At 36.9% G+C, this 26492-nt stretch carries 22 protein-coding genes and 1 pseudogene; 17 read left to right on the forward strand and 6 right to left on the reverse strand.

The window, feature by feature from the left end; all coding sequences use genetic code 11:
• Positions 1–621 precede the first annotated feature (621 nt).
• Positions 622–3201 (forward strand): annotated as a pseudogene (locus ACERII_RS13040) (rhamnogalacturonan lyase family protein); the annotation flags it as partial.
• 862 nt (positions 3202–4063) lie between these two features.
• Here the strand turns inward: ACERII_RS13040 and ACERII_RS13050 are convergent.
• The 3 genes from ACERII_RS13050 to ACERII_RS13060 form a co-directional block, all read right to left on the reverse strand.
• Positions 4064–4597, reverse strand: a complete 534-nt coding sequence (locus tag ACERII_RS13050; RefSeq protein WP_373642810.1) for a hypothetical protein — start codon at positions 4595–4597, stop codon at positions 4064–4066.
• A 254-nt stretch (positions 4598–4851) separates the two neighbouring features.
• Positions 4852–5031 (reverse strand): hypothetical protein, encoded by a 180-nt coding sequence (locus ACERII_RS13055; RefSeq protein ID WP_373642812.1) that lies wholly within the window; start codon positions 5029–5031, stop codon positions 4852–4854.
• A 74-nt stretch (positions 5032–5105) separates the two neighbouring features.
• Positions 5106–5408 carry a hypothetical protein gene (locus ACERII_RS13060; protein ID WP_373642814.1) on the reverse strand — a complete coding sequence of 101 codons (303 nt, stop codon included), beginning with the start codon at positions 5406–5408 and terminating at the stop codon, positions 5106–5108.
• A 259-nt stretch (positions 5409–5667) separates the two neighbouring features.
• Here ACERII_RS13060 and ACERII_RS13065 point away from each other — a divergent pair, with 259 nt between their 5' ends.
• The 4 genes from ACERII_RS13065 to ACERII_RS13080 all read left to right on the forward strand — a co-directional run bounded on the left by ACERII_RS13065 (position 5668) and on the right by ACERII_RS13080 (position 7903).
• Positions 5668–6219, forward strand: coding sequence for a GNAT family N-acetyltransferase (locus ACERII_RS13065; RefSeq protein ID WP_373642815.1), 552 nt, complete (start codon positions 5668–5670; stop codon positions 6217–6219).
• Between the two features lie 513 nt (positions 6220–6732).
• Positions 6733–7017, forward strand: coding sequence for a CD3324 family protein (locus ACERII_RS13070; protein ID WP_373642816.1), 285 nt, complete (start codon positions 6733–6735; stop codon positions 7015–7017).
• Between the two features lie 454 nt (positions 7018–7471).
• Positions 7472–7666 carry a DUF6366 family protein gene (locus ACERII_RS13075; protein ID WP_373642817.1) on the forward strand — a complete coding sequence of 65 codons (195 nt, stop codon included), beginning with the start codon at positions 7472–7474 and terminating at the stop codon, positions 7664–7666.
• A 102-nt stretch (positions 7667–7768) separates the two neighbouring features.
• Positions 7769–7903, forward strand: a complete 135-nt coding sequence (locus tag ACERII_RS13080; RefSeq protein ID WP_373642819.1) for a hypothetical protein — start codon at positions 7769–7771, stop codon at positions 7901–7903.
• Between the two features lie 132 nt (positions 7904–8035).
• Here the strand turns inward: ACERII_RS13080 and ACERII_RS13085 are convergent, their stop codons facing one another.
• Both ACERII_RS13085 and ACERII_RS13090 read right to left on the reverse strand, forming a co-directional pair.
• Positions 8036–8557 carry a hypothetical protein gene (locus tag ACERII_RS13085; protein ID WP_373642822.1) on the reverse strand — a complete coding sequence of 174 codons (522 nt, stop codon included), beginning with the start codon at positions 8555–8557 and terminating at the stop codon, positions 8036–8038.
• Positions 8558–8686: 129 nt separating this feature from the next.
• Entirely contained in the window at positions 8687–10099 is a 1413-nt protein-coding gene (locus tag ACERII_RS13090; protein ID WP_373642823.1) for a PQQ-dependent sugar dehydrogenase, read from the reverse strand.
• Between the two features lie 204 nt (positions 10100–10303).
• Between ACERII_RS13090 and ACERII_RS13095 the strand changes: the two genes are divergently transcribed.
• The 5 genes from ACERII_RS13095 to ACERII_RS13115 all read left to right on the forward strand — a co-directional run bounded on the left by ACERII_RS13095 (position 10304) and on the right by ACERII_RS13115 (position 14493).
• Positions 10304–12031: a DUF2207 domain-containing protein gene (locus tag ACERII_RS13095; protein ID WP_373642824.1), complete on the forward strand. Its 1728-nt coding sequence runs from the start codon at positions 10304–10306 to the stop codon at positions 12029–12031.
• An 89-nt stretch (positions 12032–12120) separates the two neighbouring features.
• On the forward strand, positions 12121–12603 hold the full coding sequence (locus ACERII_RS13100) for an NUDIX domain-containing protein (RefSeq protein WP_373642825.1): 483 nt from the start codon (positions 12121–12123) through the stop codon (positions 12601–12603).
• Between the two features lie 96 nt (positions 12604–12699).
• Complete coding sequence (locus ACERII_RS13105) at positions 12700–13323, forward strand: NUDIX hydrolase (RefSeq protein ID WP_373642827.1); 624 nt, start codon at positions 12700–12702, stop codon at positions 13321–13323.
• A gap of 396 nt (positions 13324–13719) precedes the next feature.
• On the forward strand, positions 13720–14025 hold the full coding sequence (locus ACERII_RS13110) for a hypothetical protein (protein ID WP_373642828.1): 306 nt from the start codon (positions 13720–13722) through the stop codon (positions 14023–14025).
• Positions 14026–14151: 126 nt separating this feature from the next.
• The gene (locus ACERII_RS13115; protein ID WP_373642830.1) at positions 14152–14493 is read left to right on the forward strand and encodes an ASCH domain-containing protein; all 342 of its coding nucleotides are present in this window, start codon (positions 14152–14154) and stop codon (positions 14491–14493) included.
• Between the two features lie 112 nt (positions 14494–14605).
• Here the strand turns inward: ACERII_RS13115 and ACERII_RS13120 are convergent, their stop codons facing one another.
• A complete protein-coding gene (locus ACERII_RS13120; RefSeq protein WP_373642832.1) occupies positions 14606–15988 on the reverse strand; it encodes a VanZ family protein in 1383 nt (460 codons plus the stop codon).
• Between the two features lie 322 nt (positions 15989–16310).
• On the opposite strand from ACERII_RS13120, the gene ACERII_RS13125 reads away from it, so the two are divergent.
• From ACERII_RS13125 to ACERII_RS13155, 7 genes are all read left to right on the forward strand, one after another.
• Positions 16311–17267: a carbohydrate ABC transporter permease gene (locus ACERII_RS13125; protein ID WP_373642834.1), complete on the forward strand. Its 957-nt coding sequence runs from the start codon at positions 16311–16313 to the stop codon at positions 17265–17267.
• A 20-nt stretch (positions 17268–17287) separates the two neighbouring features.
• Positions 17288–18106: a carbohydrate ABC transporter permease gene (locus ACERII_RS13130; RefSeq protein ID WP_373642837.1), complete on the forward strand. Its 819-nt coding sequence runs from the start codon at positions 17288–17290 to the stop codon at positions 18104–18106.
• A 32-nt stretch (positions 18107–18138) separates the two neighbouring features.
• Positions 18139–19539 (forward strand): ABC transporter substrate-binding protein, encoded by a 1401-nt coding sequence (locus ACERII_RS13135; RefSeq protein WP_373642839.1) that lies wholly within the window; start codon positions 18139–18141, stop codon positions 19537–19539.
• Between the two features lie 424 nt (positions 19540–19963).
• Complete coding sequence (locus ACERII_RS13140) at positions 19964–21775, forward strand: sensor histidine kinase (protein WP_373642841.1); 1812 nt, start codon at positions 19964–19966, stop codon at positions 21773–21775.
• Complete coding sequence (locus ACERII_RS13145) at positions 21772–23358, forward strand: response regulator transcription factor (RefSeq protein ID WP_373642842.1); 1587 nt, start codon at positions 21772–21774, stop codon at positions 23356–23358. The genes ACERII_RS13140 and ACERII_RS13145 overlap by 4 nt, the downstream gene beginning before the upstream one ends.
• 215 nt (positions 23359–23573) lie before the next feature.
• The gene (locus ACERII_RS13150; RefSeq protein ID WP_373642844.1) at positions 23574–25793 is read left to right on the forward strand and encodes a rhamnogalacturonan lyase; all 2220 of its coding nucleotides are present in this window, start codon (positions 23574–23576) and stop codon (positions 25791–25793) included.
• Positions 25794–26091: 298 nt separating this feature from the next.
• The gene (locus ACERII_RS13155; RefSeq protein WP_373642846.1) at positions 26092–26487 is read left to right on the forward strand and encodes a hypothetical protein; all 396 of its coding nucleotides are present in this window, start codon (positions 26092–26094) and stop codon (positions 26485–26487) included.
• Positions 26488–26492: the final 5 nt, after the last annotated feature.

The raw sequence follows: 26492 nt of genomic DNA on the forward strand, positions 1-26492 counted from the left end.
ATTACTGTATGGAGTAATCACTCTTTTTTTTACCTCAAAGACACTAATGTTGAGTGGAGATCAGGATATTAAGTAAGAATTCCTCTTATGAAATTAAGATCAGAGTGAAAACAGTAGTTTTGACCTAAGTGAATTCTCTCATTCTTTGTTCCTATTAATCAAAAATCGATTTCATTGATTCTTTCTATTAGATGAAGTAAGTCCTGGTACAAGAGATTCATTTTTCATAAATGATGAAAATGATTACTTTTCATCCTAATTTATGGAAAACAGTGTCGATTTTGTATGATAAAATCCTTCTTATAGCGCTTGCTTGACAGCGTTTTCAAAAAGATGAACATCTTAAAATCATTATTTAAAGGAGGGTAGACAAGCTTTATTAAGGGTGATTGTATTACTATTAAACTATGTAACGCGCTTCTTGGATTTCATCTAAATGAAATCCTAATCAACTACAGAGTCGGACTAGGTTGCGAGAGTAATCACTAAATATTCTTAAGCTCTGTATAACTGTTTCCTCTTCATCTGACTCATAAACAAGAATCCGTACTTCCATGCAAAGAGAAAAAAATACGCAGCATAATAGTAGATTATTTATCTTAATATTAGGAGGATTGGTTCATGCTAAAACGTCTTAAAAAACGATTAAAGAAAACCGCTGTTGTTGCAAGTGCAGCTCTTATAGGATTATCTTTCTTAGGCACAGTTCAACTCACATCTACTGCGGCGGAAACAGATGTGGAATTAAGTGGATATCAAATGGAATATTTGGACCGTGGTGTTGTAGCTGTTAATACAGAAGATGGTGTTTTTGTAAGCTGGCGTTTATTGGGAACAGAGTCAGATGATATCGCATTTAACCTTTACCGCGATGGGAAAAAGGTGAATGATGAGCCAATTACAACAAGCACAAATTTTTTAGATAATGAGGGTACAATTCACTCGGCTTATACTGTAAGCGCTGTCTTGGGAGGACAAGAAATAGATGAGTCAAAGGAAGTCGGTGTATGGGGAGAACAATATCTTTCTATCCCTCTTGAAAAACCTGAAGGTGGAGTAACGCCGACTGGTGAACATTATGAATATACTGCTAATGATGCGAGTGTTGGTGATGTAACAGGAGATGGTAACTACGAAATTATTCTAAAATGGGATCCTACTAATTCAAAGGATAATTCACGTGGTGGGTATACAGGTAATGTTTATATTGATGCTTATACACTTGAAGGAGAATTGTTATGGAGAATTGATGCTGGACGGAATATTCGTGCAGGTGCCCATTATACACAGTTCCTTGTATACGATTTTGATGGTAACGGAAGAGCAGAAGTAGTTTTCAAGACTGCTGATGGAACGGTGGATGGACAAGGCAATGTCATTGGAGATGCAGATGCGGATTACCGTAACAATTCGGGGTATATTTTAGATGGTCCAGAATATTTAACTGTTTTCGATGGAAAAACAGGAGCTGCATTAGAAACAATCGATTACTATCCACCACGTGGTAATGTGAATTCATGGGGGGATGGATACGGTAACCGTGTGGACCGTTTCCTAGCTGGTGTTGCTTACTTGGATGGGGAACGCCCAAGTATCGTGATGGCACGTGGGTATTATACAAGAACGGTTCTTGCTGCGTATAACTGGAGAGATGGCGAGTTATCGGAAGAATGGGTGTTTGATAGTAACGAGCCAGGAAATGGAGCATACGCAGGTCAAGGGAACCACAGTCTTGCTGTTGCCGATGTAGATGGAGATGGAAAAGATGAAATCATCTACGGTGCAATGGTGGTAGATAATGATGGAACAGGTCTTTACTCCACAGGTTGGGGCCATGGGGATGCAAACCATGTGTCCGATTTAGATCCAAACAGACCTGGGATGGAGATATTCCAAGTTCATGAAAGTTCTGGTTCTCCAGTAGGGTATGGAATTAGAGATGCTGCAACTGGTGAATTACTATGGGGACAACGTACTGGAACAGATGTTGGTCGAGGGATGGCTGCTGATATTGACCCTCGATATGATGGAGCAGAGTTTTGGGCTTCTAGTAGTTGGGATGGAAGTACGGGGCAAAGTCCTTTACATGAAGTAACAGGAGAAGTAATCTCAGAAACTTCACCAAGATCCATTAACCACGCTATATGGTGGACAGGCGATTTACTTCGTGAGTTGTTAGATCATAATTTTGATCCAAACACAGATCCACATGGAGTAGGGAAAATTGATAAGTGGGATTGGGAGAATGAAGAGTTAGTAACTATTTTCACTCCAGAAGGTACTAGATCAAATAACTGGACAAAAGGAAATCCATCCTTACAAGCAGATTTATTTGGTGACTGGAGAGAAGAGGTTATTTGGCCATCTGCGGATAACACAGAATTACGAATTTATACTACTACAGATGTAACAGAGCATCGAATTTATACCTTGATGCATGACCGAACATACCGGTTAGGAGTTGCTTGGCAAAACGTTGCGTATAATCAACCGCCACATACTGGATTTTTCCTAGGACATGGCATGGAGGCACCGCCAACACCGGACATTAACTTAGTGGTACCTTCTTCGGTTGAAGTAAAACCTGGAACATTTAATGGGAAGCTTCGAGGGAATGTTACGATAGAAGTAGAGGCTCCAAGTCACGTTGTTATAGGAGAGGGAACGGAACTGAAAGTTAACGGAAAAACAGTAGAGGGAAAAATTTCTACAACAACCAACGGTTATCAAGCGAAAGTAGATCGTAGAGATTTTGTTCGAGCTCTTGACAGTCAAATGGGTGACGTAGAGGTAACAATTAGTGTCACTTCGAACTCTGGTGATACATTTATTGGAAGAGACACAATTTCCGTTCAAACAATGGAACCTGTTTTATCTGTATCAGGGCCTGAAACTGTAAAAGTAGGCGATCCGTTTAGTCTTACGTATGCAGTTAGTGGAGAAGGAGAGAACATTCACTCTTTTGAAATGAATCTTTCTTACGATGCAGATACTGTGGATTTTGTTTCTGTGGAATCGTTAGTAAGACAGTTGAAAATAAAAACAGAATCTGAACAACCTGGAGAACTTAGTGTTGTTGTTCAGGGGGCACCAGGTCATTTCTTTAATAATCCTGATTTGTTTAAGGTCAATATGAATGCAAAAGAAACAGAAGAGTTTGAAACGGATATTGCTGTAACTGATATTTCTTATAAAAATAGCAATAAGGAAGTAATCTCAATGGATGATCTAGTTATATCAATGGAACTTTATGATGATGTTTCTGAGATCGTTGTGAACGGAGCAGGTGGAGCACAGTCAATTAATACAAATCGTGGAACATTGCAAGTCCAAGCAGAAGTATCGCCTGCTAATGCGAACCAATCTGTAGTATGGTCCGTAACAGATCTAGAGGGATCTGAAACTGATGTAGCTTCTATCACTCAAGAAGGCTTGTTATCTGGGAATATAGATGGGCTTAATGGAGAGGTAAAGGTTGTTGCGGAAGCGATGGACGGATCTGGTGTTTTAGGAGAGATGGTTGTTACTATCTCAAACCAACTACAATTACTATCAGGGACGTTCTTTGGTTCAAGTCCGCCGTGGGCAGCAGGTGGAGAATTTGATAAGGCTTTTGATGGAGACACTTCTACCTTCTTTGACTTTAGAGATGCAAATGGTGGATATGCAGGTGTTGATGTAGGGGAAGGAAATGAAGTAGTTCTTAATGAAGTTAGATTCTTCCCAAGAAATGGATTTGAGCGTCGAATGACAGGTGGAAAAATCCAGGGATCCAATGTTTCCGAAACAGAAGGATTTGTAGATTTATATACGATCAGTTCACAACCGAGATCTGGGTGGAATGTAGCTACAATAGATACGGAAGAGTCATATCGCTATATTCGCTATTTAAGTCCGAATGGCGGTCACGCTAACGTTGCTGAATTAGAATTCTATTCGGAGTAAATAAAATAAGAACAGACAAAAAAGACCATCTTGAGTGATGGTCTTTTTTGTACGTTTAACTTACTAAGGGATTAAAGTAAGTAAATCAGCATTATTACTTCACTGGAGCACGAATAATTCAATCAAATTCTTCCCAATTAAGTTCATCTCCTTCAACCAGTGAGCGAATCGTTTGTAAGTGATTCGTATCTGTAAGTATTTCATACTGATTCAAATAGTGATCATCCACGTAGAAGGAGAAACTATTATGTGATGTAATTTCTATGCAATATTCCTTTTCATACTCTCGTCGCATATCGTCATTGAACTTAAGTTCCATACCCGAAAAGTCATCTAGAACTTTTTGAATGATTTCTTCATCAAAGGTAGTTGCATGGGATTTCGGTTCTGGGAAATCGGATGAGATGTCATAGGTCCAGATTGTCATTCTCCAAAGTTTCCTTTCATCGAGTTGTTCTGACGCAAATTCATCAAAGGTGATAAACTTACTCTTATAATCTAGATAAAAAGAAAAAGAAATTAATAACAAAACAATAGCGAAAGAAATACTAAGGGCTATTTTTCCTTGAAAAAACCTCGAAAGAAAAAATGTTAAAAGTATTACTAACATTATTCCGAGTATGATTGTAATATCATTGTCAAAAAACAACAAAATACAGCCTCCTTTTCATATATACAATCCGCTTACATGTAATCTCGCATTGAAATGCCACAGAAGAAGGATATTCATGTATAACGAAGTGATTCGCATAGTGCCAACTATCATGTCTATTCATCTATTTGATGACACTTTAGATCAGCAGTATGGGATATATGTGTATCTATGGGGTAACCCAAATAATAAACGCTGGCTTACTATTTTTTACGTTCAGGCTATTAAAGGAGGAACACACAACGAAACGGGTATCAATTATCTAAATCATCATCAAGAAATGACTTTTTTTCATCCTTAATCCTGTACTTCTTTTCAAGATGATAACCGACTATAGAACTGTTAATTCCTCTTCTCACTGCTGTTTCGATAACTATGTAAAGAATAAATAAACCAACAATAAAAAATAGAATTGTTAAACCGATGCCTTCCATTGAATAAAAACCTCCAATTAGAATTTAATCTATTATTTTGTACCACAGCTGCTTTGTCATGGGGAAACCTCTCATCAGCTGAAAAAGAAATGAAGGATGGGAGGAGATATAAGTAAAACGATAGCAGTTATGATCAACGTTTTCGAGAGCCCTTTTGGTAATTTTTCTCTTCCTTTTCCTTTGTACCATCCACTAAATTGGAGTTTGTTTCTATATAAAACAAAGACAAAGATAAAAATACCGAGCATATATAACCATCCATATTTGTCCGTATCAATACCGATAGTTGAATATATACCATGAGGAATGAAACCTAATAGCGTTCCAAGAAAAGCAAAAATAACAATAATCCTTACTAACTCTAATAATCCTCTCAAACTGTTCATCCTTTCCTGTTCGGACTTTTATACGAAGTAAAATGTCTTACTTAATTATACCATTGATTTCCATGATGCAGTGGGGACGGTTCTCACTGCTTCCACAGTTATTGGTAAAATGGTACAATCACATCATTATAGGGAAAGGTGGGGGAAAGATGAAACATATACAATTCAACAAGGTGATTGAAAAGTAAACGGGATTTAATCTTCTTTTCAATCAAAGCTTTTTACCATAATTATTGAAAAGGGGATTTGTATGTATACAGATAATGAATTAATTATTCGTCCAATTGAAGAGCGAGATTTAACGAAACTATGGGAACTAATCTATAAGGAAGATTCACCAGAATGGAAGAAATGGGATGCTCCCTACTTCCCTCATACATCCATCCCATTTGAAAAATTTATGGAAACCTCATCGGCATGGGTTGGGAAAGAGAATATGTGGGTTATTTCGGTATATGAAGTTGTATGTGGGGTTGTTTCTTATTACTTTGAAGATGAACAATCTATATGGTTGGAATTAGGTATTGTTATACACGAAGCTCAAAACTGGAATAAGGGAATAGGAACTCGTTCTCTTAAACTATGGATGAATCACGTGTTTCATTCATTCCCCCTTGAGAGAGTTGGTTTAACAACTTGGTCTGGCAATGAAAGGATGATTCGAGTTGGAGAGAAATTGGGAATGCAAATGGAAGCTCGAATTAGAAAAGTACGTTTCTATGATGGCAATTACTACGATTCCATTCGTATGGGGATTTTAAGAGAAGAGTGGGAAGTTTGTAATCCTTGTATGAAATTGTAAAGAAAAAAAACTGGTGGAACACAACGAAAGTGTTGAGCTGAAAATAAGAACCTTAGGTTACAAAAGAATGATAATCAATTCATAAGTTGAAAAGAGTTAGTGAAGTCAAGGTGGTTTGGTATTCTGGTTGTATCTTCAACAATGGGAAAGGGTATTATTAATCGGCGGTAGCAAATAACTATAATTGTTTTTTCCCTTTTCTGGAAAGGGGATATATGAGTTAATATAGATATCGGCCGATAATTTCTTTGAAGGGGGGCAGATTGAAATGATCAATCCTAACGAGGTGATTTCTGCTTAGGCGGAAATCTGTAGAATCTGTAGAATAGGTGGGGCCACTTTGGTGGCCTCATTTATTGTTTTCTAACATATTTATCTAGATGTCTACCTTTTTTTATTATACAATTTAACTATAAATTGGTAACAATCTATCAAACAGGAGAGGGGTGTTTCAAATGGACGAGGTAATTAGTAATGGATACGGCAACCTGGCATTTACTAAGGAGGACGTCAATGGAATACAAAAACGGGAAAGAGGTGCTTCCCCATCACCTGTTGAAGGAGCTACAGAATTATATCCAAGGTGAGCTTATTTATGTTCCTAAAAAAGAGAATCAGCGAGCTGGTTGGGGCGAAAACACCGGTTCACGTCAAATAATTAAACAGAGAAACGAAGAGATATACCGATTTTATTTACAAGGGAGCTCCTTTGAAGAGTTAGAGAAGAGATACTGCTTATCTATGGACAGTATAAGAAAAATTATTTATAAGGCTCGTGGTAAACAGAAAGAAACATGAAGCAGCGGGGACGGTTCTCGCTGCTTCCTTTTACAGATAATGGAATCGATAGTGTAATCCTAGCCGAATAACATAGATTCTAAATGAATAAAAACAGATAGCTAGCTAAAATAGCCCGCATTGTAAAGGATAACTCCTACAATACGGGCTATTTTTTAATTAAGTTCTAGCATTCTACCTAACAGGTTCTTTAGGTATTGATAGAAATGACCCAATATCCCCCGTTGCAAGCACCGGGGACGGTTCTCGCTGCTTCCTTTTCAAAAAAAGAAGGGGTTTTAGACATATAACTAGATGTAATGAAATAAGGCACTGAAAACCATTTAAAAAAAGATAAACTTCTATGGGGAGATATTTCTTGATATATAGGTTTACTTGTTAGAATTAGAGACCACGTAGCAAACGTAGCTATATTACTAGTTTTTTGAAAAATAAAAGGAAAAGGAGGAGTCAGGTGAAGAGAGAGGAGCGACAGAGGTTAGAGATGAAAGAAAAGAGTAATAATCCAATGGGGAACTTCGCCGATGGTGTGAACCGTTCGATGACTGGGGAACCAGGTACATTAGCAGAGAGTGGGTGTCTACCTAAGATTATCATATTAGTTTTGATTATCGTTGCTTATTTTCTCTATAGATTGTTCTTTAACTAATCAACCGCATTCGAGGCAATCAGGTTTGTTTATGTACCCAAAGTCGCGTTTGCTACTGATGTAGTATGAATTGGAATTTGAAAAAAGAAGGAGGGAGTAAATTTGAGTGCGGTAATTAGTTATTTTCTTATAACGTCTATTATTTTTATCGTTTTGTGGAATGTAATCAGTGTCATCTTGAATGTATCTAGTGATTTAGGAATAATAACCGCCTTAATTATAACCATCATTATTTAGTTGTCTCTTGTTATTGCATTATTGATTCACCTTGTTGCGAAAAAATGATGATGGAGGTATTAAGTTGTTGATTAAAAAAACAAAGAGTTCCTGTTCCTACTGACAAACGTGCTAGGGTACAGGAACCTTTCTTTATACCATATTTCCCAACGCTTTAACCCTTAAAAGATAATGGATAAATTTTTTAAGACAGATACTCCAGATGCCCGCATACATAAGGGAAAAGGCGAAAAACAGGAAAATGGTGAGTGGGATTCGTGCGGAAGTTGTTGCGTCTCCAAACACCGCAACACCAAGGAAATACGTTAACAATAGCATTCCCAGTGTTAATAGGATACTAGAAAAAAAGATAGAAAGAACCATTCCTTTTCGATAAAGGAATGTTCCGATTGATAGTCCGAGTAGGCCAGTGGTGAAAACGAGAATGATTGCTTCTTGTATATAAATGAAAGCCAGGATCAATGCAGAAGCTACATAAACAGAAACTCCAAGTGGAATATTTAAAAAAGCAGCTAATGCAATTGGTAGAGTACTAAATGGACTGAATACCAACCCGACAACAGGGAAAAATACTGGTGCTGATTGGAAAATAACAGCGATTGTTGTTAACATCCCCCCAACACTAACAAACCTAGCCTTACTTATTTCTTTCAAGATAATTACCTCATTTCATGCAAGATCCCATTAAAAAATAAATCAAGTTGTATAGAGAGCACAGAAAAAGGAAAGACGATCTTTTTCCGTGTTCTCTTATCTAGTAGGTCCAACTTTTCACACAAATAATCAAGGCACAATTTCAAAAACGGTACCTTTATTATAATCCGCCACTTTCGAAGAGCCATAAGCCCCCAAAAATAATCTTCTTTGATTTCGATCCGTTCCTAAACTAACATAATAAGCATCTTCAGAGCCAAAATCATAGACAGGTTCTATGACAGAAAAATCATGAGGTTGACCATCCATTCTTACTTTTGAATAAGCAAGCGCCCCTTTTGTTTGCTCCTTTGATTCATCCTTTTTAGCAAAGTCGATAAACACCACACTTCCTTGTAACTCTGGAATTCTACTGCCCACATAGGCTTGCACGCCTGTAAGTGCTGTACCTCGAAACTTATCTGGACGAGGGTCCTCATGAAAATAATTCAGGAGCGGCCGTATCCGTTTCGTAGAAGTGATTACGGCATCATTGTAAAAAGCAATAACCTTCTCTTCTACATCAGAATTATCAGGGCAATCTCTTAGAATCGGAGAAGGAAAATCCCCTTCCCAACCTCGCCAACCTAAGTTAATTAATCCATCATGATTCGTTTTCGACTTCTTCTCGTTGTCCACCACAATTTCCTTCACTGATATTGGCTTATAATCGGTAAAGGAAAAAATCGACTCTACTAGCTCTTGACCCACTTGGCCAACATATTTAATATATCGATTATTCTTCTGTTGAAAACAAATGCCAGGTGCATTTCGAACGCCGATGACGATAACGGTTAGCGTTTCTTGAACAGATATAGGAAGTTCGTCAAAACGGGAGACTGCCGGTAGATCATCGATAAATGTATCCTTACTCACATCTATTTCTATGATTTTTCCTGCTATTTCCATGAGGTCTTGGCATAAATCAAATGGGTCAAATCCAGACCCACCATCTCCGTTTGTTAATACTAGTTTTCCTGTTTCAGGTGAAAAGGTTAAGCTATTGACTCCGTTATGATTGAAAAATGGTCTTCGTAAGTTCAATAGTGTCCGGCGTTTTTGTGGCTTCCCATTGGATGACAACACCCATTCTTCTACCGTATCAATATGGTCAAATTGCGTTTCTCTATTTTTCCACTTTAAAGATAGAGAGGTTGGATCACAAGGATCAGGCTCATAGGAATCCGAAAGAGCGCCAGGACCCTGTGTACCAACCACAGAATAATGAAGATAGAACAGACCATTTTGAGAAAACGCGGGATGAAACGCCAAGCCAACCAATCCCCGTTCATCGTATCCACCTTTAGAGCCAAGTTGTATCACTCGGTGGCGAATGTCTAAAAACGTTCTTGCAACTCCATTTCGAATGGATAAGACCTCGCCTACCTGTGTTGCAATAAATACACTTTCGGAAGAATCCCCAGGAAGCAAAGCTGTTTTCAACACAGTAGGTAAATTTATATCACTAACAATGGGGTGTAAATTCACTTTCACATTCTTCAACTCAGTTCTCCCCCTTTTTATGTATTCCTTATAGATAGATATGAGGGGGGCGTTACCAGTAGCACCTAAATTGTATTGGAAGCATTAGGGACGGTTCTCCTGCTTCCATCGTAGAGATAATTGGTTGAAACTTTTTCCATGCTAAAGCCGTAAAGATAGGAAATGAGTTTTCGTTTGTTTTTTCAGAGGAAAGGCTGTGATAATATGTGGAAGAAATTTACTGGTGTGTTCATCCTGCTTCTATTTCTATTTTTTATTCCTGAAAAGGTATTTGCGGTTGATTATAAAATAACGAATGTAGAAATAAATGCCTACTTACAGGAAAATGGAAATGTGAATGTGGAAGAGCGACATACTTATTCCTTTAACGGTGAGTTTAATGGTATTATTCGGGAGATAATTCCAAACGTAGATACAGAGATTCACGGATTTCTGGCATATGAAGGTAATAGATCCCTATTGGTGGAAACAAATGAAACAGAGTATCGAATTCACCGTAGTGGAAAAGATGAAGTCATCAACGTGAGTCTCGTTTACGAGATTGTGAACGGTGTGAACAAGTATTCCGACGTGGCGGAATTTTATTGGTCATTTTTTGATCGTAACAATGAATCGACGTATGAAAACTTGATTATCAATGTTTTCCCACCGATTGCTACATCGGATGTTATTGCATTTGGATATGATGAGGCTTTCGAAAAAGAAAGAGTTCGTGAGGAAGGACATGTTCAGTTTCAGTTAGGAAGGGTTCCAAGTGGACGAAATGGTGACATTCGTGTTGCATATGATGCGTCTCTATTTCCTTTAGCAGAGGTTACTTCTCACAAAAATATGAGGTTGGAGATAGTGAATGACAAGCAAACGTTAGTGGATAACGCCATTGCTTGGGGGGAGAGAAGAGATTTCTTAGGGAACATTGGTGGAATGATTATTTCCGGATTTGGGATTGTCTTTCTCGTTTTCGTTTTAACGGCATGGATGAAAGCTAAAGGGAAACGACGTGCGATAATGCAGGAAATATCTCAGGAAGATTTATTGCCGAACCAGAAGCTATCGATGCCAGCAACAATATATTTCACCAATTATAAGCAGGTGCGTCCAGAAACGATCGCAGCGGCTTTGTTAGATCTAGTTCGCCAAGGTTATGTGGAAAAAATAGGTGATGATCAGTTTCAACTAGTGAAACGGGATGGACTCCTTAACCACGAGGAAAAATTGGTTAGATGGCTATTTGATGATATAGGGCAAGACGGTACATTCAGCTTTGCTGACTTACAAGCTTATACGAAAGTGAAATCAAATCACAGTAAATATCAGATGGGTCATTCTGCTTGGATGAAAGCGGTAGGGATGGAGCTGAAGGATTGGGATTTATATGAAACGAAAGGGAAGTTTCTAGGTCTCTTTGCTACCTTAAGTATACTATTAGTGCCAGTTGGGATCGCGCTTGCGTTCTATGATTTATGGGTACTATTTGCGGTAGCCTTAGGTTTGTGTTTGGTAATCATCACATTTGCGCTTAGTTATCATCCGAAAACATGGGTGGGTGCAAAAATAATGTTAGAGTGGCAACGATTTAAGAGTGAATTTCCAAGGCTTTCTTCGGATCAATGGCTTAAGTTTTCGGAAGATGATAAAATGCGTGCCTTCATATATGGTTTAGGAGTAAATGCTCAAAACTTGAAAAAGAAAAACGAGTCTTTGATCAATGAATTTAAAACTTCGGACGCCAGAACAAGATATCATAACCAAGCTGATCCGCATACAGCATATGGACTAGATCCAACATGGATTATCGTTGCAGGAGCTGCCTCAACTAACTTCCAGTCAGCACAAAGCACAACAACTGCTGATACTAGCAGTTCGGGAGGAAGCTTTAGTGGCGGTGGCTCAGGAGCAGGAGGAGGCGGAGGAGGATCAGGCGCCTTTTAGGAAGCAGCGGGGACGGTTCTCTCTGCTTCATTTTACATAAAGTGGCTAACTTCAACGTGCAATAAACAAAGGAAAGGTTGGATCAATGAGTGAAGACAACAAGTAATTTAACTAAAGTCACTGCTTATATAACACGCATAAAAGATGAACAAATCCAATTACTTACAATGCTAGAAGAGGGTGTGGAATCGTATGGACTCCAAGTTCCAGGTGGTACTTTAGAGCTAGATGAAGAAATAGAGGAATGCTTACTGAGAGAAATTCATGAGGAGGCAGACCTTACGGATGTAAAAATTATTTCGTATCTTGGGGAACACAAGTACTTTCTAGCGAAGAAAAAAGCAAATATTACTCGTCACTACTTTCATTTATCAATAGAAACTTGTAAGGATCAATTCACTGTGGTTGTTCATAGTGAGGATGAAGATAATGGATGGGTTTATCATTATAAATGGCTTAACTTAGATAAGACTACTATTCCTGAACTTGGTGGATATTTAGGGATTGGACTAGGAAATTTGTATAAAACACTATTTTATGGAGGGGAATTTTGTTCTAAAATTAACGATTGATGTTTTACCAATCGAACTTATGCTTTATTTTCCTAAAGATAATGTTCGTTAAAGAACAACGTCAAGGCAATAGTAACATTTCTGAGGGGTAATTTCATGGAAAACGAACAGTTTAAGATTTTTGATAAAGATAGAAATCAAATAGGTATTGCTACGCGTGAAGAAGTACATAGACATGGATATTGGCATGAAACATTTCATTGCTGGTTTGTTAGTAAGGAAGATGATACGAACTTTCTGTATTTTCAACTTCGCAGTGATACGAAAAAGGACTATCCAAATCTTTTTGATATTACTGCTGCTGGTCACTTGTTGGCTAATGAAACAGTGGAAGATGGTGTGAGAGAGATTAAGGAGGAAGTCGGGATTGATATTTCTTTTAGAGAGTTAGTACCATTGGGAATCATTGATTATTGCGTGGAAAAAGAAAGCTTTATTGATAGGGAATTAGCGAATGTATTTTTATATAAAAGCAACAAATCCTTTGACGATTTTACTCTTCAAGAAGAAGAAGTTTCGGGAATCGTGAAGGTTGCATTTAATGATTTTATAAAACTTTGGTCCGGAGAAACAGAGAAAATCCAAGTAACTGGATTTACTATACAAAAAGATGGGGAACAAATTCTGATTGATGAGAAGGTAGGAAGGGATAAATTTGTACCTCACCAATTGGCGTTTTATGAAACCGTTATTCGAAAAATAAGAGAAAAGATTGGATAGGTCGAATTTATTTGAGAAATCGATTTAGTTCCTATGTTAAAATTAGGAAAGAGTTTGTTCAGAAACTAGCAGTAGGAAGTTCCAGAAATAGAAGTTAACTTATGGGGGAAGATTCGTTTGCAAACCAATAGCAACCATTCAAATAACATAAAGCTTAAAGCATATCGCAATGCATTCAATAGTGTATTCTTTTCTTACAGTTTTTTTGTAGTACTCAATGATATAATATTAAATCGAGAACTAGATTATAAGTATGTTTTTACGATGACCTTTTTATTCATGATTTTAGTTTACTACCTAACCACTTTTTTAAGCAAATATAAAAAGAATAAACAGATTATTCAAGACAAAGGGTCAGTATAATAATAGTTTAATAAAGTGAAAGGAGACTCTAACATGGAGTTTTTCATGGCAATTGCGCCCCTTGTATTTGTGGGAGTGATTGTTGTTTTCGTAATTACAAGGCTCAAACATAAGCAGTACCGAGAAAATCAAGGGAAGAAAAAATCAAAAAACGCTCAAGTTTTACTAGATAGTTTCATACCATTGGGATTGATTTTTGGTTGTTCTATCGGTGTCGTTTTTGGTATGCTGTTCCAGATATCTTTCCTTTATACAATTAGTTTTGGAGCTGGAATAGGCTATTTATTAGGATATTTTGGATATGAATTTTATTGTAAAAGAGAGGGTATTTATAAATAGCTGCGTCCAATTACGCCAATTCAGCTTATTTTTTTCCTGAAAAACGGGAACTATTAGACATAACTATAAGAGTTACTTTAAAGATAAGTTTAGTGTACAATGTGATAGGAAAGAGGGGATGAAAGTATGGATAAAGAAGAAGTTTTACCACCAAAAACATGTGAAGTGGATCGAATGGTTACGAAACCAGAAGATATCCAGAAGGTACTAGCGGGTACAAAGACAGCACAAAGAAGGAATGGTAGGTACGCGGATCCTGGAGAAATCATGGTTCTTGAAGGTACAGAATTCAAAATAGAACGAGTGTATCGACAAACGTTAGGTGACTTAACGGACGAGATAGCTGTCCAAGAGGGATATAATACGGTGGAAGAATATAAAAACGCCATCTTATCTCTTCACCCAGGGATGCCGTGGAAGCCACAAATGAAAGTTTGGGTACATGAATTCACACCAGTGGAAGCATAGGGGACGGTTCTCTTTGCTTCCTTTTTTATTTGTCTTCGGGCTTGTTTAGGTAGCAACTATTTCGTTTAGCGAAACGAAGGAAGCAGTGAGAACCGTCCCCACTGCTTCCTCCCTACATTCCTGGTATGAGGATAGTGGTCTCATGTTCATCAAACGTACTGTGGAAGACATAAACCGGTTGATAATAACCTTTGGAATCTAAATGATAGCTCAATTCCACTTGGTGGACGTGGAGACTTTCAACTCTATGATTGTTTAAGTAAAATGGAAACTTCCCATCCAAAATTTCCTCATAAGCTTCTTGTTCACTTTTTATCTGAACATCCCTTACTTTGTCATACGTTATCAATTCATTGTCAATGTACTTCACTGTATCATCGTTATAATAACTAACTTTTAAAATACCATCAATGAGCTGATTTCCTATCGCATTTTTATCTACCGTCCACTCATAATTGCCAGTATCTATATGGTGAAACATAGCATCTTGAGGTAATTTAATTCCGAATAACGACAGGTTTTCTACTAACGTTTCTTCATCGGTATCTTTCGGGTTCATATTTGCGGAATGACCTGAAAAATCAGTAAAGCGGTAACTTCCATCTAGATAAGTAAACCAAATATTATAAGGACTAACCGAATAAATTCCTACGTCCTGATAGGAGATAACCTCTATGTTGGTTGGATCAACATTTAATTTCCCGAAAAAATCTACAACAAATTCCTCAGCCGTAGCTTTTGTAAAAGTAGGAGCTTTATAAACAGGTACGCTGGTTCTACTCTCATTCAGCTCTATATCCACTGTGGTAACGGCCTGTGTCATATTAGCTCGTTGACTAGGTACGATCGAGAGGTTACCAAACTCCTTCCAATGATAGTAAGTAAACATACTTCCGAATAGGATAAATACAAGAAGTAGTGGGGAAAAATAGAGACAAGATCTTCTTATCCCCCGCGTTCTTATGGTAAGAATACCCATAAATATGCCGTATCCAATAATTCCACCTAGTAGATTGTTAAAAAGATCATCCACCACAAAATTCCCAAATCTCGTGACAAGTTGAAGACTTTCTATTGAAAGGGTAAATAAAGCAGCTGCCCCGATTGTCACAATCGCCTTTTGAAAACGTTTATGTAATAGTGGAAAAAGGATACCGAATGGCACAAACATAATGATATTCAATATAACAAACTGCCAATGTCTTAAACTAAAGCTGTGCCAAGCTTGTCGATAGGAACTGAATAAGGCGAAGTTAGTTCCACCCTGAAAACCAGAGCCGCGATTTAAAAAGGTCACCCCAATAACCATGATAAAATAACCAATAAACATTCCCCATAAAATCAAATTCTTCTTTGAAAGGTCCTTTTTCCCTTTTAATAGTATTCGATAAAAAAGAAAGTACCCTATAAAGAATAGAAACATTAAAGCAATTACTGCGACCAATGCTACAAAAAAATATTCTCTAACTATGCCGACGATTTCTTGAAGTCTCATTTTCTCTCTCCCTCTTACCGGAACTTTACATTATCAATAGTGTCGAAGTTATTCCTATTATATAGACGAAGCTGAGATATAAATAGTTTGTTTTTTGATTCGTTTTATTTAGAGGACTGTTTAGGGTCTCGAAGATGTTCTTCCGAATATTTCGTTTAGGAAAACGAAGGAAGCACTGAGAACCGTCCCCACTGCTTCCCCACTGCTTCCCCGTCGCAATAGTCAAAATATTTGTATCTTTGAACAAAATAGTTCCATGTAAACGCATACATTATTTTGTAAACTATAATTACTAACTAATTATATGTGGGGAGTGAGATTCATGGACCCAGTAACAGAACCGAAAAAACAACAATTAGGGTCTTCTTTAAAACCAAATAATCCAAAAAAGTGGAGTTATAAACTAAAAACAAAAGAAACATTTGCTGGGTATTTATTTATTGGTCCTATGTTATTGGGAACTACTATTTTAGTAATTCTACCAATTATCGCAGCCTTGATTGTTAGTTTTACAGATTGGGTTTTTATTCGAGGAATAGGAGATTTGAATTTCGTAGGGGTAGAAAACTACAAAAGGCTAGCAAGCGATGAATTATTTATTAAATCTGTTCAGAATAATATATGGTTAATATTTTCGGTTCCTCTTACGATGGCACTGGCATTATTTCTATCAATCGTTATTAATAAACATGTGTATTTCAAAGCTTACTTTAAAATAGTGTACTTTATCCCTTACATTTCCAGTATTGTTGCTATTGCGATTGTTTTCCAGCTATTATTTCATCCATCATATGGACCTGTTAACGAATTTCTCATGGCAATTGGAATCGATAACCCACCGCGATGGCTAGCAGATACAAAGTGGGCTTTAGTTTCGGTAATCATTATTAGTGTCTGGTCTTCGGTTGGGTTCAATCTTATTATCTATTTAGCAGCACTTCAGAATATCCCTTTGGATTTATACGAGGCTGCAGATATTGATGGAGCAGGCCTTTGGAAAAAATTTAAATTTATTACGTTACCGATGTTATCTCCAACAACATTTTTCTTACTAATTACCGGAATCATCTATAGCTTTAAGGCCTTCGAGCTAATTGTTGTATTAACTGGAGGTGGACCAAGTTACTCTACTTCTGTAATGGTTTATTACCTATATGAACAGGCATTTGTTAATCTACGTTCAGGCTATGCATCTGCCATATCTATGTTCCTACTACTGACCTTGCTCATTATTACTGCAATACAGTGGTTTGGACAGAAAAAATGGGTGAACTATTAAGGAAGGGAGGAGGAAACCTAATGAAACATCATGTCTCTAAAATCGTTTTCACTGTGATAATGTTTATTGTAGGAATCGTATTTTTACTACCATTTATATGGATGTTATCAGCATCAGTGAAACCAGAAAATGAAGTATTTGCTTATCCAATTCAGTGGATTCCAGATGTCTGGCGGTGGGACAATTACGCCACAGTTTGGTCGAGTGGCTTCCCGCTTTATTATTGGAACTCAATAAAAGTAACCATATTGACAACGATTATTTCGACGACAGTATCCGCGATGGCTGCTTATGGTTTTTCAAAAATAGAATTTCGAGGAAGAACCACTTTATTCATTGTTGTTCTAGCGACATTCATGATCCCTGCACAAGCTATTTTAGTACCACAATTTATGTTGTATATGTACTTGGATTTATTTGACACACATCTTGGATTAATTCTATTAAATAGTTTTAGTGTACTGGGAACATTTATGTTGCGACAATTTTTCATGGGAATACATGATGATTATATTGCATCTGCAAAAATAGATGGAGCTGGACATATTACCATTTTTACGAGAGTAGCAGTTCCTTTAGTATTACCAGCAATATCAACCTATTCTATATTACGATTTATCTGGACATGGAATGATTATCAAGGACCTTTGATCTTCCTCCGTTCCGATAGTCTTACAACAATTCCATTAGCAATTTCTCGTTTTGCAAATGAAAGTGGTCAGTTATACAGCTTAACAATGGCAGGTACTGTTTCAGCAATCCTTCCACTTCTTGTGATATTCTTTATAGGTCAAAAATATGTAATCGAAGGAATCGCAATCGGTGGAGTGAAAGGATAAATATTTAAACATAAAAAAAGGGAGGATTTTAAATGAAAAGAGTAGTACAGTTTGCGTTGATGTTGGCCCTTCTGTTTGTGTTCGTTGCTTGTTCCAATAACTCAGGTAACACGGATACAACAAGTAATTCAGGTAACACAGATAATACCAATAATACTGATAACACAGATAATTCTGATAATGATAACAATAATGAGAATGAGCCTGACCCAGATCCTGTAACCATTAGGCTTCACCATTGGTACAACGAAGAACAAGACAATTGGCATGAAGTAATCGCAGCTTTTGAAGAGGAATTTCCACACATTAAAGTGGAGTCTGTTACACCAGAGAATAATAATGCAGATGAAACGATGCAACAAATTGATTTAGCTGCTGCATCTGGGGATCAGCTAGACGTTATTATGGTAAATAGCCCACAAGGTTATTCACAACGTGTTGCGCAAGGGATGTTTGCTCCATTAGACGAATATATTAATACTGCAGGAATTACTTATGATAATGACTATCGAGTGGACACCAAAATTGATGGACATTATTATGCTCTTCCAGGGAAATTCAATATGAACTTTGTCATGATTAATGAAGATGCATTAAATGAAGCAGGTCTTGAGATTCCAAAAGACTGGACTTGGGATGAATATATGGACTACGCTGCAGCCTTGACAAAAGGGGAAGGACAAAATAAACAATATGGAACATTCTTCCACACGTGGAATGACTATATTCGTTTAGCAGTCTTTAATCAACCAGAAAACAGTAGTTTTGTGAAAGATGATGGAGTAACATCTAATGTTGATAGTCCATTATTTAGACAATCATTAGAAATTCGTGAACGTGGTCATGAGGAAGGTTCAGCTACCCCGTATGCTGATACTATTTCCATGAGTTTAAACTATCGTCCTGAATATTTCTCAGGAAGAGCAGCTATGATCATGACGGGAAGCTGGATGATTGCGGAAGCTGGTGGAAGACCTGACGAAGAAAGTGAATTTACAACAGCGTTTGCTCCTTATCCAAAAGCGAATGATGGAGATGATATTTATACTCCTGCTGGTGCAGACTTCTTAACAGTATATTCAGGTTCTGATTACAAAGAAGAAGCGTTCGAGTTTATTCGTTGGTATACTACGGAAGGAATCGTGATGCAAGGAAAATATCTACCAGACTATTTAGGCGCAGATATGGATGTTGTTTTAGAGAATCTATTAGAGTCAACGTATGGGGATAAAGTAAACGTAGATTCTTTGATTCATGTATTAGATGTGACTCTAGCACAGAATCTTCATATCCCAGTTCCATTCTTTAATGAAGTAGCAACAGCTTATCAGAATGAGGTAGAGAAATTCCTATTAGATGAGCAAGATTTAGATACTACGTTAGAGAAAGCGCATGAAGGGGTGCAGAAAGTTATTGATGAGAATGTAAATTAGTAAATATTTTTGGAAATAGAAAGAGGCTGGGTCATAACGAAAGTGTAACATTGAAAAGACGAACGATAGGTAACTTTAGCGGAGGAAATATACGAAGACTCCGGCGGGATCAAAAGGCAAGGGTGAGACCCCAAGAGTGCTTAAGCGGTCGGCGGCTCACCAGCCACCCGCGGAAAGCGAAGTATATTTCTGCAGCGAATAGGATACCAAGAATCATTTCGTTCGGATTTCTCTTTGCTGAAAACACTTTTGTTCCAGCCTCTTTCTGTCGGTTTTTTCACATTGAGAGAAACTGCTCCTAACCAAGATGAAATAGGTTTTTACTTATAGTAAAAAATCTGTATATATATTCCATCACAAGTGTTATAAAGAATGCGTTTTCATGATACTATGAATCTATAGTTCTGTGCGGGTGGTGTATTGCATGCATATGAAGGGTTTTAAAATAATCGATAAAATATCTTTTCGAAAAAAATTATTATTCGTAATTATTCTTTGTATGTCTTTTCCTATATTATTTAGTATGGGTAACACGATTTATACGAGTAGTAAAGTTGTTCAAACCCAAACGATTGAAAATGAAACGTATTCCCTCGAAATCGGAAACTTGTATGTGAATAAAATGCTAGACGATATCTTACAAGTAATGAATTATATTCATTTTGATAGTGAGATTAAAAGCATATTGAATAGAAGTATCCATGCCCCAATTCCGCCAAGAGCATATTTAGATGTGAATTCTAAATTAGACTACTTTACCCGAAATAGTAATATTAATATTTATATTATCCCAAAAGAAGGGGAACAAAATGGTCAGCAACATTTTGTTAACCAAAATTACCGAGGCAAGGTAGATATAGATATTGCACGGGAACGTTCTTCTATACTAGACGAACTCTATACCTTTGAAGTCCATAGTTTTAATGCATTAGATTTGGAGCGTGATAATCAAGTATTAGCTCCCATGGATCAAATGGTTTTATTAGGAAGGAGATTAATCGATTATAATAATAAAACTACAGCTTACATGTTTGCTGGGGTGAATAAATCGGAAATGGATAAAATACTTTCTAGTAAAGACATAAATTATAGTCGAAGTATTGTTCTCTTGGATGAGGAAGGGAAAGTGTTATACGATGAATCTATGGAATTAGTAGGGAAGGAGTTTCCATACTATCATGAAATTAATCCAAATGATTACCGATTTATAGAAGAAAATGGCAATAAGTATTTAATGATTCATAGACAAATGGAGTTTTCTGATTGGAGTCTCGTAAGCTTTATGTCCTATGATGAAGCTACTGCTCCACTGACAAAAGCTTATACCATGAATTTATATATTTTAGGCGCAGCGCTCTTCATATTAATTATTTCTTTACTATTTATTGTTAATAAATTTACTCGTCCTATTGGAGATTTGGCAGAGATTGCACAAGAAATTGAAAAAGGAAACCTTGATATTCGTTCAAACATACGTAGGAATGATGAGATTGGTGGATTAGCATTAGCGTTTGATTTAATGTTGGATCAAATACAAGAAATGATAAAACGAGTGAAAGTGGAACAGATGATGAAACGGCAAGCGGAAATGGAGATATTACAATCGAAAATAAAGCCACACTTTATCTTTAATATCCTAAATACCATTCGCATCAAATCTCTAAAAAGTGGAGATACGGAAACATCACGTTTAATTGTATCTTTTAATAAATTTTTACGTAATACATATCGAGGAGAAGAGTGGATCACGTTAGATGAGGAAGTAAAATATACGATGGACTACTTAGATCTCATTAACTCCATGAGGAAAAATCCAATAAAAGTACATTTACATTTATCTTCCACATCACTAGAAACAACCGTTCCGAGATTTTTCATTCAACCAATTGTAGAAAACACTTGTAAGCATGGGATCATAAGTGAAGCAGGAAATGTTTATCTAAAGTCTAGTGAAGAGGGGAATTTTGTTGTTGTCTCCATTCAAGATGATGGATGTGGAATGGATAAAGATCGGCTACAGATGCTTCAAAAGCATTTAACTTTAGATAAACGAAACATTATTAATAATTATCTTCAGAAAGAAGAAAAACTATTTGGAATTGGATTGAAAAATATTTATGACCGAATGCGCCTATATTATGGGAGTAAATTCACAATGAATATTGAAAGTGAGTTACATACTGGTATGACAGTTACTTTTCGATTTCCACAACCAAGGAGGAGAGTGAATCAATGAAAGTATTACTCGTGGATGATAACTATCAAATGTTAGAGTTTATGAATGATTGTATACCTTGGAGTGAAAAGGGTCTCGAAGTGATCGGAATGTGTGAAAATGGGGTAGAAGCATTAGGGGTAGCGAAAGAAAGCAAACCGGATATTATTATTACGGACATCGATATGCCGAATATGGATGGTTTAGAACTCTTAGAGGAAATAGGAAAATTGGATTCTGAAATACAGGCATTGATTATTTCCTGTCACGACGATTTCCAGTATGCAAAAAAAGCACTAAAACTATTAGTGAATGACTATATTTTAAAAGACACAATGGAACCAGAAACATTGGAAGAGGCAATAGATAGAGTAATTGAAAAAATAACTGCCAAGAAGAGACAACAGAATGATATGACTCGATGGCAGAAAATCGTGAATCAAAATAGAATGTCTCTAAAAAAAGAATGGCTTAGATCGTTTATAGACTGTCCTATTAGTAATGAGAAAGAGTGGATAACAAGGAGTAAAGACTTTCATCTTCATTTAGATGAAAAAAACTATATCCCTGTTATTGGATGTGTTCAAAACATCGATTGCGTCCTTGAGCGTTTTCAATCGTCAGACCTACTCATGTATAGTATGGACAATATTGCACAAGAAATGAAGATGGAAGGTTTTGTGTATGATAACTTCGAAATTATCTGGTTTTTCCCAGTAACAAATAGTATAAAAGATAATATGTATGAAGATATTAGGAAATTTTTGGTACGCCTTCAAAATACATTGGAAAATTATTGTGGAGCAAAGCTAGCCTTTATGTATAGTAAGCCAGCAGCAACCATTCACCAACTTAAACAATATACTCAACAAATAATAAAGATGAAGCATGAGTGGTTTTATATTGAAGAGAAAAGTGTATTTTCATTAGAAAATCTAAACAGAAATTTTTCAACAGATAACATTTTTTCTCACTATTCAAAGGTGGTAGAAGAATGGAAACAGCTTATATCTGATGGGGATGAATCGGAGATTGGTAGGAATGTTAGTAAGTGGATTCAAATAATAAAAGATAATAAATACCATCCAGAAACAGTGAAAAGTTGGGTAAACAACATACTAGTAACGATGCAATTAAACTTCAATTATATATTTAAAGATGAAAAGAGTCATACAGATGTACTTCATAGTGAAATCCATTCATTAGACGCCGTTCATCAAGTGGAAAAATATATTTGTAATTCTTTACGTGAGATTATTACCCATGTGGAAGCAGAGGGGAAATCTGACCGACCTGAAATTTGGGAAGTAAAAAAATATGTAGAAAAACATATTCATGAGAAAATAACGTTGGAACGTGTTGCACAGCACTTATTTATGAATCCAAGCTATTTTAGTAGAATGTTTAAAAAAGAAACAAATGAAACCTTTATTGAATATGTAACAAGATTAAAAATGAAAAAAGCAGTTGATTTATTACATAACACCAATTATACAATTGAAGATATATCAAACCAGCTAGGCTATGAGAATACTAGTTATTTTATTAAGCTCTTTAAGAAGCTGAACCATTTATCTCCTTTAGAGTATCGAAAGGCGAGATAGTAAGGTAGCATGAGTAATTTGCTCGTGCTTCTTTTCGTTGGGTAAAGAGATTTCGGTAGTACAAAAGATACTATATTATGTTGGTTTCATTTTCTTTCGTTTAGCAAAACGAAGGAAGCACCGAGAACCGTCCCCACTGCTTCCCGTGAAATATTTTCTGTTTTTAAGTATAATAGAAATGGAAACAAAGATTACTAGTTTAAGGTGGGTAAGTAATGACAATGAATAACGTTTCAAAAGGTGGAAAAAAGATTCAATTAGAGCATCTTGATCGGGGCTTAGTTGCAGTGGCTACTACCGATGGTGTATTTCTTAATTGGAGGTTGTTAGGGAATGAAGTGACAGGCTACTCTTCTAACGGCTTAATTGGTAGCGATTTCAATGTGTATCGAGATGATACCCTAGTTGCAACAGTAACAGACAGCACGAACTTCTTAGACAAAGAAGGTACAGAAACATCGGAGTATCATGTGTGTGCTGTAGAGAATGGTCAAGAAGTGGATAAAAGTAAAAAAGTACTTCCTTGGGAGAATTCCTACTACGATCTTCCTTTGCAAAAACCAGCAGATGGGGTAACACCTGCTGGAGAGAAATATACATACTCTGCCAATGATATGAGTGTTGGCGATATAGATGGGGATGGCCAATACGAGTTTTTCGTAAAATGGGATCCATCGAACTCGAAGGATGTATCACAAAAAGGCTATACGGGTAATGTATTTATTGATTGCTATAAATTTGATGGAACATTGCTTTATCGAATTGATTTGGGTGTGAATATTCGAGCTGGCGCACACTATACTCAGTTTATGGTATATGATTTTGATGGTGATGGCAAAGCAGAAATGATGATGAAAACAGCTCCAGGCACAAAAATCATAAGATACGACGAAAACGGTGAGGTTTTATCGGAAAACTATATTTCCATGCCTCAAGTAGACCTCCAAGCTGGATATAGTAATGAAGATGATTATCGTATGAGTAGTGAAGATTATTTTGATTATGTTGTAAGGTTATTCAAGAGATGGCACGAGCATGAAGAGGTCGTAAATGGCAATTGGCCAAAAACGCTGGAGGAATGCTTCGACATAGAGAGTAAGTATGCTTATCCTCTAACTCAAGAAGATGCAACGAAACTAGCAACCTATTTTATTGATGAATATGCTCCAAGCAGATCACCGCGAAACGACCTTCGTGATTTTGAAGGGTTTATCTTAGAAGGTCCTGAATATTTAACGGTTTTTGAAGGCGAAAGTGGAAAAGAGTTAGAAACGATCCCTTATAAACCAGGTCGTCAGGATGATGGCTTAATGTGGGGCGATTATTCTTTACATCGTATTGAGCCAGGAAACCGAGTGGATCGCTTTCTAGCGGGAGTTGCTTATCTTGATGGGGAAAAACCGTACGCTATTTTTGCACGAGGGTATTACACAAGAGCAGCGATTGTATCTTATAGCTGGGATGGTGAGCAGTTAAAGGAATATTGGACAGTTGATAGTGACTGGACACCAATGAGTAACCCATTTAATGATAACCCTCATCCAAGAGATGGAAGGTCGAAGGAATTTGGTTCTATTACAAATCAAGGTGCTCATTCCCTTAGTGTTGCAGATGTGGATGGAGATGGAAAACAGGAAATCATCTATGGATCTGCCACCATTGATCATGATGGAACGGTCCTTTATAGCTCAAGTGATATGATGCCAGAAGAAAGTGCTGCTCCAGGAACCATTGCAAAACTAGGTCACGGCGATACGTTGCATGTGGCAAATATCGATCCAGATAGACCTGGTCTTGAAATATTCATGGTTCACGAAAATGGAAGATATGCTCCGTATGGATATACATTGCGTGATGCGGCTACCGGAGAGGTTCTTTTAGGAGAATTTGCTGCGGAGGATCGTGACCGTGGAATTGTTGGGGATGTGGATCCTGAGCACCGTGGATTAGAGACTTGGGCGAATGGATTTGGTTTGAAAACAGCAAAAGGGGAGCAAATCAGTATGGATGCTCCTGGTACAAATATGAACATTAACTGGTCAGGAGATATGACAACTCAAATTGTTCATGGCATCCACGATGAAACACCTACCATTGTTGATTGGAAAAAAGGCGTGTTGCTAACGGCAACAGATACAAGAACGAACAATGGAACAAAAGGAAATCCATGTCTAGTAGCAGACATTTTTGGTGATTGGCGAGAAGAACTTCTTGTACGTAAGTCTGATAGCTCTGCTATTCGGATTTATGTCAATACAGAAATAACGGATCGAAAGCTTTATACGTTAATGCATGATGCCCAATATCGAACAGGGATTGCGTGGCAAAATACAGTGTACAATCAACCACCATACCCAAGTTTTTATTTCGCGTCTGATATCGATTGGGCAGAGGTGCCGGTTCCAGCATATGGGACTCCACGAGTGGAAAAGTAGGGTTTTGTATAAGAAAAGTATTATTGTGTATGAGTGTTAACATGTTCACTTCATAGGTATTAATAAGTTTTCAGAAGCAAAAACACATGCGATTCATTGAAATCGTATGTGTTTTTTATTGCTATATCAATGTTGTTAAGCCACCATAGAACGTGTATACATGAATAAATCAACTAAATGCTTAGTAAATAAGGGGTACCATATTTTTAACGAAGCAGGTATGTTTAAAAAATGTTTGGAGAAACCTTTTAAGGTACCAAACGTAAAAGGATTATGTTATGAAAAGGGAGGTGACAATATGAGTGCACGTAAGAAAAAGAAGCCTGATAAATGGGTAGTAACTCTCATCGCAGGGTTAGTGGCAATTTGTATTCTGCTGTTTATGTTACCAAATCTTCTTAATCAAGAGGAGGTAAGGGTTCTTGAAGAGCTTAAAGAGAATGTCATACGTCCTCACATAAGCACTCTATCAAACGATTCACAAATATATGATTTTGATATCATAAACATTATAAATATTTCAAGATATGAGAATTATGAGAGTCAAGAACCAACGGAGTATACTACTTATGAGGTAGTAGTCCGTTATATTCACCAGCAAGAAACAACGGAAGATAGAACTTTTACTACATCAACGGTTAGGTATGAAATAGTAATGAAAGATAACACAGTTGTATCTTCACGGAGGAGATAGTATAA

The organism is Evansella sp. AB-rgal1 (assembly GCF_041820985.1).
Taxonomy (GTDB): Bacteria; Bacillota; Bacilli; order Bacillales; family Salisediminibacteriaceae; genus Evansella.

What these genes read in the sequence shown, in the direction of transcription:
- ACERII_RS13055 (WP_373642812.1), bottom strand. Translation starts at nt 5,031, where the DNA reads ATGGAAGGCATCGGTTTAACAATTCTATTTTTTATTGTTGGTTTATTT.
- ACERII_RS13065 (WP_373642815.1), top strand. Translation starts at nt 5,668, where the DNA reads ATGTATACAGATAATGAATTAATTATTCGTCCAATTGAAGAGCGAGAT.
- ACERII_RS13070 (WP_373642816.1), top strand. Translation starts at nt 6,733, where the DNA reads ATGGAATACAAAAACGGGAAAGAGGTGCTTCCCCATCACCTGTTGAAG.
- ACERII_RS13095 (WP_373642824.1), top strand. Translation starts at nt 10,304, where the DNA reads ATGTGGAAGAAATTTACTGGTGTGTTCATCCTGCTTCTATTTCTATTT.
- ACERII_RS13105 (WP_373642827.1), top strand. Translation starts at nt 12,700, where the DNA reads ATGGAAAACGAACAGTTTAAGATTTTTGATAAAGATAGAAATCAAATA.
- ACERII_RS13110 (WP_373642828.1), top strand. Translation starts at nt 13,720, where the DNA reads ATGGAGTTTTTCATGGCAATTGCGCCCCTTGTATTTGTGGGAGTGATT.
- ACERII_RS13115 (WP_373642830.1), top strand. Translation starts at nt 14,152, where the DNA reads ATGGATAAAGAAGAAGTTTTACCACCAAAAACATGTGAAGTGGATCGA.
- ACERII_RS13120 (WP_373642832.1), bottom strand. Translation starts at nt 15,988, where the DNA reads ATGAGACTTCAAGAAATCGTCGGCATAGTTAGAGAATATTTTTTTGTA.
- ACERII_RS13125 (WP_373642834.1), top strand. Translation starts at nt 16,311, where the DNA reads ATGGACCCAGTAACAGAACCGAAAAAACAACAATTAGGGTCTTCTTTA.
- ACERII_RS13130 (WP_373642837.1), top strand. Translation starts at nt 17,288, where the DNA reads ATGAAACATCATGTCTCTAAAATCGTTTTCACTGTGATAATGTTTATT.
- ACERII_RS13135 (WP_373642839.1), top strand. Translation starts at nt 18,139, where the DNA reads ATGAAAAGAGTAGTACAGTTTGCGTTGATGTTGGCCCTTCTGTTTGTG.
- ACERII_RS13140 (WP_373642841.1), top strand. Translation starts at nt 19,964, where the DNA reads ATGCATATGAAGGGTTTTAAAATAATCGATAAAATATCTTTTCGAAAA.
- ACERII_RS13145 (WP_373642842.1), top strand. Translation starts at nt 21,772, where the DNA reads ATGAAAGTATTACTCGTGGATGATAACTATCAAATGTTAGAGTTTATG.
- ACERII_RS13150 (WP_373642844.1), top strand. Translation starts at nt 23,574, where the DNA reads ATGACAATGAATAACGTTTCAAAAGGTGGAAAAAAGATTCAATTAGAG.
- ACERII_RS13155 (WP_373642846.1), top strand. Translation starts at nt 26,092, where the DNA reads ATGAGTGCACGTAAGAAAAAGAAGCCTGATAAATGGGTAGTAACTCTC.